General features: G+C 41.0%; 9 protein-coding genes. 3 read left to right on the plus strand and 6 right to left on the minus strand.

The window, feature by feature from the left end; translation table 11 throughout:
* Positions 1 to 241 precede the first annotated feature (241 nt).
* A complete protein-coding gene (locus O9295_RS12130; protein ID WP_288033083.1) occupies positions 242 to 382 on the minus strand; it encodes a hypothetical protein in 141 nt (46 codons plus the stop codon).
* Between the two features lie 44 nt (positions 383 to 426).
* Between O9295_RS12130 and O9295_RS12135 the strand changes: the two genes are divergently transcribed.
* The gene (locus tag O9295_RS12135) at positions 427 to 2,154 is read left to right on the plus strand and encodes an ABC transporter ATP-binding protein (protein ID WP_288033084.1); all 1,728 of its coding nucleotides are present in this window, start codon (positions 427 to 429) and stop codon (positions 2,152 to 2,154) included.
* Positions 2,155 to 2,358: 204 nt separating this feature from the next.
* Here O9295_RS12135 and O9295_RS12140 read toward each other — a convergent pair whose 3' ends face one another.
* Both O9295_RS12140 and hemE read right to left on the minus strand, forming a co-directional pair.
* On the minus strand, positions 2,359 to 3,306 hold the full coding sequence (locus tag O9295_RS12140) for an NAD-dependent epimerase/dehydratase family protein (RefSeq protein WP_288033085.1): 948 nt from the start codon (positions 3,304 to 3,306) through the stop codon (positions 2,359 to 2,361).
* 160 nt (positions 3,307 to 3,466) lie between these two features.
* Positions 3,467 to 4,519, minus strand: a complete 1,053-nt coding sequence (gene hemE, locus O9295_RS12145; protein ID WP_069474777.1) for a uroporphyrinogen decarboxylase — start codon at positions 4,517 to 4,519, stop codon at positions 3,467 to 3,469.
* A gap of 194 nt (positions 4,520 to 4,713) precedes the next feature.
* Here hemE and O9295_RS12150 point away from each other — a divergent pair, with 194 nt between their 5' ends.
* Entirely contained in the window at positions 4,714 to 5,085 is a 372-nt protein-coding gene (locus O9295_RS12150) for a four helix bundle protein (protein WP_288033086.1), read from the plus strand.
* 73 nt (positions 5,086 to 5,158) lie between these two features.
* On the opposite strand, the gene O9295_RS12155 is transcribed toward O9295_RS12150, so the two are convergent.
* From O9295_RS12155 to O9295_RS12165, 3 genes are all read right to left on the minus strand, one after another.
* A complete protein-coding gene (locus O9295_RS12155; protein WP_288033087.1) occupies positions 5,159 to 7,384 on the minus strand; it encodes a heavy metal translocating P-type ATPase in 2,226 nt (741 codons plus the stop codon).
* 403 nt (positions 7,385 to 7,787) lie between these two features.
* On the minus strand, positions 7,788 to 8,990 hold the full coding sequence (locus O9295_RS12160) for an S-layer homology domain-containing protein (RefSeq protein ID WP_288033088.1): 1,203 nt from the start codon (positions 8,988 to 8,990) through the stop codon (positions 7,788 to 7,790).
* A 30-nt stretch (positions 8,991 to 9,020) separates the two neighbouring features.
* Positions 9,021 to 10,244, minus strand: a complete 1,224-nt coding sequence (locus tag O9295_RS12165) for an NAD(P)/FAD-dependent oxidoreductase (protein ID WP_288033089.1) — start codon at positions 10,242 to 10,244, stop codon at positions 9,021 to 9,023.
* Positions 10,245 to 10,590: 346 nt separating this feature from the next.
* On the opposite strand from O9295_RS12165, the gene O9295_RS12170 reads away from it, so the two are divergent.
* Positions 10,591 to 11,778 (plus strand): glycosyltransferase, encoded by a 1,188-nt coding sequence (locus O9295_RS12170; protein ID WP_288033090.1) that lies wholly within the window; start codon positions 10,591 to 10,593, stop codon positions 11,776 to 11,778.
* Positions 11,779 to 12,028 lie beyond the last annotated feature (250 nt).

The following is a 12,028-nucleotide window of genomic DNA, read 5'->3' on the forward strand; positions in this document are numbered from 1 at the left end:
AAACAGTAAACAGTAAACAGTAAACAGTAAACAGTAAACAGTAAACAGTAAACAGTAAACAGTAAACAGTAAACAGTAAACAGTAAACAGTAAACAGTAAACAGTAAACAGTAAACAGTAAACAGTAAACAGTAAAAAGACAGTAGGAAACTTCTATTTAATACTGCTCACTTAAAACTTAAAACTTAAAACTTAAAACTTAAATCTGATAACTTAAATCTGATAACTGATAACTGATAACTTAAATCTGATAACTGATAACTGATAACTGATAACTGATAACTGATAACTGATAACTGATAACTGATAACTGATAACTGATAACTGATAACTGATAACTGATAACTGATAACTGATAACTGATAACTGTCTCGACTAGCAAATTAATTTTGCAGGAATACTTATATTTAAAGGCGCTAAATTATTTTGAAATCTCGCTCTAGTTATTGGAACCTCATTCCCTATCTCCGTCCCCAAACCCAAACAATTATTTTGGCGTTTATCTGTACGATCGGATTTACGGTATTTTGGCCGATTTTAGCTTGGTTAGCCGGACAAATGGCCAGATATATCGGCGAGGGAAATGTGCAAGCATTGGCGACACTTTCGGGGGTGGGGGCAGTGGTTTTTTTACTGCGGGGAATGTCTCAGTATGGGCAAGATTCCCTGATGGCAAAAGCTTCTTTAAAAATTGCCCTCGAATTAAGAAAAAAAGTTTATGCACACCTGCAAACCCTCGGTTTAAATTACTTTGAAACTGCGAAAACTGGTGATTTATCCTATCGTTTAACGGAAGATATTGATCGCATTGGGGAAGTAATTAACAAATTTTTCCATGATTTTATCCCCTCAGCCTTACAGTTAATTGTCGTCTTTGCCTATATGTTTATTGTTAACTGGCAATTGACGATCGCTGTCATTATTATCGCTCCTTTGTTGGGAGTTTTGGTGGGATTTTTTGGTGAAAAATTATTACAATATGCTCGTCGCGCCCAAGCGAAAATATCTAATCTTTCTGCGTTATTAACCGAAGTTTTTAGCGGTATTCGTGTGGTGCAAGCTTTCGCTGCTGAAGATTATCAAACCGAGCTTTTTGCCCAAGAAGCGGAGGAAAATCGCCGCGCTCAATACCTATCAGAATCCACCAAAGCTTTACAATACGTCGTGGTGGGATTCTTACAAGCTCTCGGTGTCATCTTTTTATTCTTTCTCGCTGGTTGGCAAATTTCCCAAAAGAATTTAACTGGAATTGACTTTGTTAGTTATGTGGCAGCGGTGGCCATGTTAATCGATCCCATCGCCCATATTACCAGTAATTATAATCAATTTAAACAGGGGCAAGCCTCCATGGATCGGATTTTTGAATTGTTAGCTATTTTGCCAACAATTACCGAAAAACCGAATGCGATCAATCTGCCACCCCATAGCAAAGAAGTTGAATATTGTCAAGTAAATTTTTCTTACAATGAGGACAGACAGGTTTTAAAAAATATTAATTTTACTGCACACGCTGGCGAAATGATTGCTTTAGTGGGAGCATCGGGAGCGGGAAAAACCACTTTAGTTAATCTTTTATTGCGTTTTTATGACCCCACTTCTGGCAAGATTTTAATCGATGGGGTGGATATTCGTGATGTGACTTTAAAAAGTCTCCGGCGACAAATTGGCGTAGTTTTACAGGAAAATATTCTCTTTTCTGGCACTATAGCCCAAAATATCGCTTTTGGTCAGGGAGATTTTAATCTGCAAGAGGTGGAAAAAGCGGCAAAAATTGCTAATGCTCATCAATTTATCAGTGAACTTTCCCAGGGTTACTATACCTATGTGGGAGAAAGGGGTGTTAATTTATCGGGTGGACAAAGACAAAGAATCGCCATCGCGCGAGCGGTTTTATCTAATCCGAGAATTTTAATCTTAGATGAAGCGACTTCCGCGCTCGATTCGGAATCGGAAGCTTTAGTGCAGGAAGCTTTAGAAAGAATTATGACGGAGCGCACAGTATTTGTTATTGCTCACCGATTAGCAACTGTCAGAAAAGCTAACCGTATTTTAGTCTTAGAAAAGGGTGAAATTATCGAGGTGGGTAATCACGAGGAGTTATTAAATCTTAATGGTCGTTACGCTCAATTTCATGCTAGACAATTTCAGGATTAGTCTATTTGGCGTTAAGAGTTGGGCATTATTTCTGATTTTATCACTCAAGCCAAGTTTTTGGGGGGTTCTACCCCCCAAACCCCTAGGGTTGATTCAAGGTAGGGTTGATTCAAGGTAGGGTTGATTCAAGGTAGGGTTGATTCATGAATCAACCCTACCCGTCGGGGGACGAAGTGCCTCCCCCAAACCCCGCAGCCCAACTACTTAGGGTTTTTTTCGGGGAATTCCTCGCAAGGTTAAAACATCATCGAGGGTGGAACAATAGTTTTTTAAACCAAAATCAGCAGGAGTATAGGTTTTAATGTGGGTGAAGTGGCGATAATTCATTGCAAAACGGTCCCATGCTTCCATCTGCAAGTTAAAAACTTTGATAAAAAAGTTAGCAATGGTTAAAGATAAAGGAATGCGAAAATAGATTTTTTTGTTTAAATAAGTACAGATTTCCTCCACTGCTTGGTTAGCTGTTGTCCGTTGATTGCCTAGAACAATTTTGCTTTCTGGTGCGGGATTTTCGATTAAATAATTCACCACTTGAGCTATATCTTTGGCATGGATAAAATGAAAACTGCCATCAGCTTGAAACCAACGCACTAAACCGATATATTTCAACACATCCGGTAAACCCCCATAGATATGAGAATAGGGTTTATTTTCGTCACCACCTAAGACAAAAGTGGGGTATAAAGTGATAATTTTATCGGCGATTTCTAGGTGAGCAAATTTACTATAACAAATATATTTAGTGCGGATATAATTAGTTCCTATTTCCCCAGCTTCGGGCAAAGGTTGATTATTTTGATTGAGAATGCTGGCGGTAGAAAAGTAGAGGACTTTCTCGCAGATTTGAGCATCTAAATAACTAATTAATTCTAGGGTTTTTACCACATTAATCTGATAACTTTCCTCCTCTCCTCCCCAACTGGTAGCGATTAAAACCGCTATATTGATTGTTTTTAAAAGCTCGGCATATACCCCAATATTTTCCATATCGCCTAAAAGTATATGAACATTTGATCGCCCTTGGTAAGTAAATTTTAACTTCTCTGGATTACGCACTAAAAAATATACTTCATAGTCGGGATTTTCCAGTAAAATCTCAGCGATATAATGCCCAATACAGCCACTCACACCCGTTAGAAATATTTTTTTCATTATTTTAATTGATCCGGCAGAATTTAGGGGACAGTTTGAAAGTAAAAAGTAAAAATGGTGTTGGGGTTTTAGGGTTTTAGGGTTTTAGGGTTTTAGTTGAATTCCCCCATTCCCCCATTTCCCCATTTCCCCATTTCCCCATTTCCCCATTTCCTGTTCCCTAGTCCTGATAACTAAATTGTTTAGCGGTTTCAAAGAAGAAACGCACGTTATCTTCAGGAGTTCCCACCAAAACACCATGACCTAAATTAAGAATATGACCTTGATTACCTGCTTTACGAATAGTATCAATAATCCGCTCGCGAATAAAAGACTGGGAACCGAATAAAACCCCCGGATCGATATTACCTTGAACCATCATCGATTTACCTAAACGCTGTCTCGCTTCGGCCAGATCCACAGTCCAATCGACGCTAATAATATCAACCCCCGATTTACCCATTCTTTCCAAAACGCCGGCGCTGCCACTAATGTAGAGAATTAAGGGTGTATCGGGATGGGTTTCTTTCACCAAACGAACTACTTTTTGTTGATAGGGTAAGGCAAAAACATCGTAATCTTGGGGAGTTAATTGACCCGCCCAAGAATCGAACATTTGTACCACTTGCGCCCCACAATCGATTTGATAACGGACATAGGTGGCAATCATATCCGCTAATTTATCTAAAAATTGGTGCAGTACCGAGGGTTCCGAAAAAGCCATCCCTTTAATCACAGAATAACTTTTAGAACCTTTCCCTTCCACTGCGTATGCTGCTAAAGTCCAAGGCGCTCCGACAAAACCGAGGACAGTGGATTTGTTTCCCACCTCTTGACGCAGGGTTTTTAAAATCGTTTTGATAAAAGGTAAAGACTGATCGGGATCGAGGGGATTAAGTTGGTCCACCTGCGCTTGAGTACGAATGGGAGAATCGATAATCGGCCCCTTACTTTCGATAATATCAAAGGGAATACCGATTCCCGCCAGGGGAGTGAGGATATCGGAGAACATGATCACCCCATCTGGTTGAAAAGCGCGCCAGGGTTGCAGGGAGATTTCGATCGCTAAATCGGCATTTTCCGATCTTTCCCGAAAACTGGGGTATTTATCCCGCAATTCCCGATAAATCTGCATATAACGTCCTGCTTGTCTCATCATCCACACGGGAGGACGGGGTAAGATTTCTCCTTTGGCAGCGCGTAATAAATAAGGTATTTCAGGGGAGTCAGTCATATCAGGATGATTATTCTATTGCCTTTTCTACGGTATCATCCCCCGTACAGCTAATTTTTCTAGTTTTTCCTTAAGAATTGTTAACGAAAGTTATCTCCCTTTGCATTGAAACTGGGTACTGGAAATTGTAGTACAATCTTTTGGGTTGAGACAGGGTGTAGAGTGTAGGCTATAGGGATAAGTTGATAAAATCTATGGCGGATTCAAAAATTCAATCTTACCGAGATTTAAGAGTTTGGCAGGAGGCCGTAAATTTAGCTGAAAGTTGCTATCGTCTCACTAAAACTTTTCCCAAAGAAGAGCTTTATGGGATGACAACACAGATTCGCCGAGCTTCGGTGTCAATAGCAGCGAATATTGCCGAGGGGTGTGGACGCAAAACCAGGGGAGAATACATCCAATTTTTGTACATAGCTCAAGGTTCTCTCAAAGAGTTGGAGACTCATTGGTTAATCTCTCAAAGAGTTGAACTAGCTTCCCCTCAGAGCGTCAATCCTATTCTTAATCAATGTGAATCAGTAGGCCGACTCCTGCTAACTTTGATTCGCGCTCTTGAAAATAAATAACCCCCACACCCTACACCCCACACCCCACACCCTACACCCTACACCCCACACCCCACACCCTACACCCCACACCCTACACCCCACTCCCCACCCTGGGATGAACTCGACGCAATCGTAAAGCATTCGTCACCACGGAAAGGGAACTTAAAGCCATGGCAGCACCGGCAATAATCGGATTGAGCAGAAAAGGATAGAGGACTCCGGCAGCGATGGGAATGGCAATCAGGTTATAAATAAAAGCAAAAAAGAGATTTTCTTTGATGTTTCGCATTGTTGCCCGACTTAACTCAATAGCAGTCACAATTCCCTGTAAATCTCCCGAAATTAAGGTTATATCGCTTGCAGCAATCGCTACATCGGTCCCCGTGCCAATGGCAATACCTAAGTCCGCTTGCGCCAATGCGATCGCATCATTGATGCCATCTCCAACCATGGCGACTATTTTCCCTTTTTTCTGCAAATATTCGATTTTTTCGGCTTTTTGTTGGGGACGGAGTGCGGCAAAAAAGCGCCGGATACCCAACTCGCTGGCGATCGCTTCTGCGGTTTCGAGGTTGTCCCCCGTCATCATCATCACCTCTAAGCCCATTTTTTTGAGCTTGGCGACCACTGAAGAAGAAAAAGGTTTTAAAACGTCGGAAATGGCGAGCAACCCCTCTAAATGCCCGTTAACCGCTATCCAAGCCACGGTTTTTTTCTGCCATTCCCAATCGTGGGCGACTTTTTTAAGAACTTTTGTTTCAACCCCTTGACGTTCTAACCATTGTTGTGTAGCAATTTGCACTAAATCCGACCCGACTTTTCCCTGCACTCCTGCCCCAGTTATTGAGTCAAATTCGGTTACTTCTAGGGTTTTAATGGCGTTTAACCGCCCATATTTAACTATTGCTTCTCCTAACGGGTGTTCAGAATGATTCTCCACCGACACGACTAACTGCAGCAGCGATAATTCCCGTCCATCCCTCACCCCTTCGCGAGTCAAGAAGTCCGTCACCGTTGGTTTACCTTGGGTGAGAGTTCCGGTTTTATCTAGAACAATAGTAGTAATGCCCTGGGCTAATTCTAAACTTTCGGCATTTTTAATTAAAATTCCCTGTTTTGCTCCCTGTCCTGTTCCCACCATAATCGAGGTGGGTGTAGCTAATCCTAGCGCACAGGGACAGGCGATAATTAAGACTTCCACCATTGTAATCAAAGCGAGGGTGAGATTACCCGTGCGGAGAATCCAAAATAAGAAAGTTATTACAGCAATAATCATCACCACCGGCACAAAATAAGCAGTCACTCGATCGACTAATCTTTGTATAGGTGCTTTTGATGCTTGCGCGGTTTGCACTAATCGGACAATCTGAGCTAAAACCGTATCTTTTCCCACCCGTAACGCTTGCATTTGTAGGCTACCAGTTTTATTAATTGTCGCCCCGATTACCTGTTGATTGACGGTTTTTCGCACGGGTAAACTTTCCCCTGTCACCATCGATTCATCAATGCTAGAACTGCCTTGGATAATTATGCCATCGACGGGAATTTTTTCTCCCGGACGCACTAAAATTATATCTCCTACTTTTACCTCTTCGATCGGTAGATCTAGCGTCTGTTCTTCCCTAATCACCCTAGCAGTTTTTGCCTGTAATCTCATTAATTGTTTAATAGCGGCGGCTGTTTCTTTTCTGGCACGTTTTTCGAGGAAACGACCGAGTAAAATCAGAGTAATGACGATAGCTGATGCTTCGTAATAGACATGGGAATCAAACCCCTGTTTTTCGATAAAATCGCTCCCGAAGGTTGAAAACAAGGAATAAAAATAGGCGGCACTGGTTCCCAAAACTACTAAAGTGTCCATGGTGGCAGTGCGATTTTTAAAGGCTTTCCAAGCATTTTTATAAAAACTTTGACCACACCAAAATTGGACGGGAGTAGCGAGAATTAATTGGAATAAGGGAGCGTGTAACCAGTGGGGAATAAAAGATAGAGATAAACCCGTCATCATCGGCAAAGAACCGATAAAAAGTATAATGCTAATAACAATAGCGATCGATAGTTTAGTGAGAAGTTCTTTTTCTGTCCTGGATTCGAGATTAATTTCCGTTATCGGTGTAGCTTGGAAACCGGCATCCCTAACTTTTGCTTGAATAGTGTTAAGATCGGTACGCTTGGGATCATAGTCCACATCCACCTGTTCCATGCCAAAATTAACTTGACATCGAATCACTCCGGGGATAGATTTAATTATCCGTTCGATCGAATTAGCACAACCAGCGCAACTCATCCCGGCGAGTTTGAGAGTTTGATGGGTCATAATGTTAATAGCAGCGGAAGTCAGCAAGAAAATCCCCTGCAGCAGAGTTATATCTTTAGCATAAAATATTCCCCTAGCTGCAGGGTCAAGAATCCTTTGTTAATTTTTCTGAATAGATATGAAGAAATGTCAAAAAGAGTGCTTATATTTTCCTAACACACCCTTAGTTTTTATGGACAAATTTCAATTAGGGCTTGCTGAATAAATCTAAAAACCTTGTTGGGTAAGACTTTTAGACTTTTTGTCAATCAAAAAGTACCGGATATGCGAGTGATCGGGGGGAAAATTCCTGGACTTTTTCCCTGAAAATTAGGTAATTGACCCCCTCAAAATCGGTAAAACCCTACACCCCACACCCCACACCCCACACCCTGCCCCCAGGAAAAACTTTTTGCCGCAAACCCTAATTAACCCCACTCTGTTGCGTATCTTGACCCTGCAAAGCATCGGCAGCGGAAACACCATCACCCTGAAAACCAAAATACCATAAAGCAGCGGCAGCTTCAGCGCGATTTACCGGTCTTTTTGGCTGAAATAGGGTAGTAAAACCAAAAACTCGCCGAATATTGGCTTGTTCGGCATTTTGAAAATCGGCATAAAGAGCGCGCACCAGCTGCGGGTTAATTTTATTAGTATCCTGAAAACCCCAAGTATTTTTAATCGTATCAAGATTGGCGCTCGGTAAAGCTTTTCTAATATCTAATGGCACTTTCCACGCGATTAAATCTTCCCGGGTTAAAGGAGCATTGGGACGGAATAAAAGGGCGCTACTATCTCCCGTTAAAGGAGAGGGAATTAACCCCGCTTCCGCTAATCCTTGAATATAAATATAATCGGGATCGTTATTTTTAACATCACTAAAAGCTGGGGAACTATTGGGAGTAGCTAAACGGATTTGTTTACCCGCTACATTGGCATAAATGGCATTATTAGCCTGTAACAACCAGCGGGCAAATTCTCGGCGCGTTATTGTATCATTAGGGTTAAACTGATTGTTATTACCTGTTAATACTCCCAATCTAGCTAAGTCTTGAATGTGGCTCTTTAAGGGATTAGGTAAGGATTCGAGATCGTTAAAACTGGTGGGATTAAGATTGGGTAAGGGGGAAGAAATGGGGGAGGGACTAGGGGAAGCAATCGGGGTTCCCGTTGGACGATAATCGAGGCTATATTCCGTATTGGGAGAAGTGGCAGTTATGGTGATAGTTAATTCTAAATTATCTCGACGGGCTGTCAAGGTGCTATTAACTCCTTCCCCAGAAAAGGGAGTGATAATTTCCCAATTATTATTAACTAATTCCTGTTGATAAAAAGCCTCGATCGCATTGCTGGGATCGTTGGATTGCCAACGAGTTTGCCCACCGGTATTATCAGGATTTGTCTGCACGGATAATAATTCTGATTGACTATATCGAGGAATTTCTGCGGGAAAATTTGCGGGTAATTGCTGGTTATTAGGAGAGTTTTCTGGTATGGGATTTGTTTGTAGATTAGGATCGGCAGCCAGACGATTTTCTAGGGCAGGATTGCCACTACAGGCTCCTAAAATACCCAGCAGGGTGATCATTGTACTGTAGCGAATAAACTTACTCACGGTCTTTACCAATATTGTTTCCTTAGCTTTATCCTAGCCTATTTACTTAGGTTTTTGACTAGGAAAAATTTTGCGCCACCATTGACGTAATTTCCCCAGCAGAAATCCTCCTAACCCTTTTGTGTATTTTTCAAATTTGTAGTAAAATAAAATGTCGATTATATCCTGAGTGGCAAGATACTTGAGATAGGATACTCCTTGATCTATACGCGCATCACTATATTCTAAATAAACTTTGCGACTGAGGCGATCGGATAAATTCCATTTTGGTTGAAAATATTCCTGCATCCTCTGTTGATAAGGGGCAAAACTACTCGATTTTCCCTGTAAATATTCCTCCATGTATTGACAAGCAATTTCGGCTCCTTTCATAGCATAGCGAATACCTTCCCCTCCTAAAAAGTTAACCGTAGAAACAGCATCACCAATCGCTATAATATTCGGTTCTTGATAATAAATATCTTGCAGATTGAGTGAATATTCTAAAATAGACCCATGAATGTCGATTATATCATATTTAGAGAGATTCATGTAGGTTTGAATAATTTGTGTAATATAACTTTTTAAAGGCTTAACTTCAGAAATATAAGGATGTTCTCCCTCTAACCAAGCAGCTCCTATTTTTAATTGCTGATTATCCATAGGAAAAATCCAGCCATAACCTTTAGGACTCCATTTATGACCGAGAAAAAATACTAAATTATCTTGATATTTTTGATAATCTAGTTCTGGCACAGCAATTAAATATTCAATACCGACTGCTTTTAAAAAATCAGGTTTTTCTCGTCTGTGTTTATACATAACTGCTCTAGCGTATCCCGTGGCATCAACCAATAAACGAGTATTAACTGTTTCGATTTCCTCGCCTTTTGATTTCAAGAAAACAGTTAGCTTATCCTCCATCTGTTGATATTTCAGATAACGACAACCTAAACGAACTTCTCCCCCCCAACGCAGCACTTCGGCCGCTAAAAACTCTCGCAATTTGGCAAAATCAAAAACTACCCCTAAAGGTTGCGGTGATGACCAAAAATGATGTATGCTAGTGGAGATAATTTCGATATTTTTCCAAAACCTAGCCACTACTGTTTCGGGGAGATTGAATTGTTCTAAAATTTCTAGAGGAGAAGCGGCACTAGAAAAGTTATTATCTTGCCAACTAGAATGTTGTTCCACTAAAAGAACACGATAACCTTTTTCACTTAATAATCTACCACAGTGACCTCCCGCCGGTCCACCCCCAATAATTACGACATCATAATCCATGATTTACGCCCTCGTCTAATCTTGCTAACTTGCTTCTATTTTACCCTAATTTGCCCTCTGTTAAACCCCAAACTTATGAAGCTGTTGTGCATCTAAATTTGATAAGTAGCTGGTTATAATTAAATTAAAAATGGATTTTAGGTTCGATCCCCCCCGCCCCCCTTGATAAGGGGGGTGCCGATAGGCGGGGGGATCCCCCCCGCCCCCCTTAATAAGGGGGGTGCCGATAGGCGGGGGGATCCCCCCTGCCCCCCTTGATAAGGGGGGTGTCTGACAACTTTTAACACCTACCTACTTACTCTTTTTGACCTGTTCCCTATTCCCTCATCAAAAGGCCGACTAGCTTATGACATTTTTCTTATTATTAGTTACTTTCCTATCGCTGATAATTTGGTTATATTTAATCTTAGCCAGGGGACAATTTTGGCTATCTAACCAAAAAATTAATCCTGTCACTTCTCCCTTAACAAATTATCCAAAAGTCTCGGCAATTATCCCCGCACGAAACGAAGCCGACGTTTTACCTATCAGTTTAACCTCCCTCTTTAACCAAGATTATCAAGGAGAATTTTCGATTGTTTTAATTGACGATCAAAGCAGTGATGGCACGGGAAAAGTTGCTCAAGAAATTGCTGATCAATCTCATAAATCTGAACCAATAACTATTATTTCTGGACAGCCTTTAGAGATAGGATGGACGGGTAAATTATGGGCAATGAAACAGGGAATAAAAGAGGCTACCGAGAAATTCGCTCCCGATTATTTTCTCTTTACCGATGCCGATATTGCCCACGCACCAGATAATTTAACCCAATTAGTTACTAAAGCAGTACAGGAAAAACAAGCTTTAGTTTCCCTGATGGTGTTGCTACGCTGTGACAGTTTTTGGGAAAAATTTCTTATTCCTGCCTTTGTTTTTTTCTTCGAGAAACTCTATCCTTTTCCCCTAGTTAATAATCCTAATTCCCCGATAGCTGCCGCCGCTGGGGGTTGCATTTTAATTCGCCGAGATATTCTAGAAAAAATTGGCAGTATTGATATTCTTAAACAAGCTTTAATTGATGATTGTTCTTTGGCGATTGCGGTTAAAAAATATCTGCAAAATCACCCAGAAAATAACGAGAGTTCCATCTGGTTAGGATTAACAGAAAGCACCTATAGTCTCCGTCCCTATCCCGATTTAGCCAGCATTTGGAATATGGTAGCCCGCACCGCCTTCACACAACTAAATTACTCAACACTTTGGTTAATCGGCACAATTTTCGGGATGTTTTTAACCTATTTAGCCGCCCCCTTGGGTTTAATCTGGGGATTGGTCTTAAAAGAAACATCAATTATTATAATTAGCACCGTCACTTTATTACTAATAGCCCTTTCCTATAGCCCGACTTTAAGACTATATAAATTATCCCCCCTGCGGGCTTTAACTTTACCACTAATTGCCCTCTTTTATAGTTTAATGACCGTCGATTCTGCCCTGCGTTATTGGCGCGGCCAAGGGGGAGGTTGGAAAGGGCGAGTTTATCCTAATTAGGGATTGCTGAATAATGGTAAAACTCTTTGAAAATAGGGCTTTTGACCTGTTAAAATTGGAACCTTTAAAAACCCAGCATTATCCTTTTACAGTACAATAATTAGTAGTAGTAGTGGACTGTTTCAGCTAAAATAGGGCAATAGCTCGAACAAGCAGAGGACATCAATCATGGGAAGAGGTCGGCGAGATAAAGTCAATCTAACAGGGGAACAAAGAGAAAACCTCGAACAAATCAGTCGTAATGGCTATG

This window comes from Microcystis sp. LE18-22.4A (genome assembly GCF_027531105.1).
Lineage (GTDB): Bacteria > Cyanobacteriota > Cyanobacteriia > Cyanobacteriales > Microcystaceae > Microcystis > Microcystis aeruginosa.

Coding starts and splice junctions, on each gene's coding strand:
- O9295_RS12140 (WP_288033085.1), bottom strand. CDS start 3,306: ATGAAAAAAATATTTCTAACGGGTGTGAGTGGCTGTATTGGGCATTAT.
- hemE (WP_069474777.1), bottom strand. CDS start 4,519: ATGACTGACTCCCCTGAAATACCTTATTTATTACGCGCTGCCAAAGGA.
- O9295_RS12150 (WP_288033086.1), top strand. CDS start 4,714: ATGGCGGATTCAAAAATTCAATCTTACCGAGATTTAAGAGTTTGGCAG.
- O9295_RS12155 (WP_288033087.1), bottom strand. CDS start 7,384: ATGACCCATCAAACTCTCAAACTCGCCGGGATGAGTTGCGCTGGTTGT.
- O9295_RS12165 (WP_288033089.1), bottom strand. CDS start 10,244: ATGGATTATGATGTCGTAATTATTGGGGGTGGACCGGCGGGAGGTCAC.
- O9295_RS12170 (WP_288033090.1), top strand. CDS start 10,591: ATGACATTTTTCTTATTATTAGTTACTTTCCTATCGCTGATAATTTGG.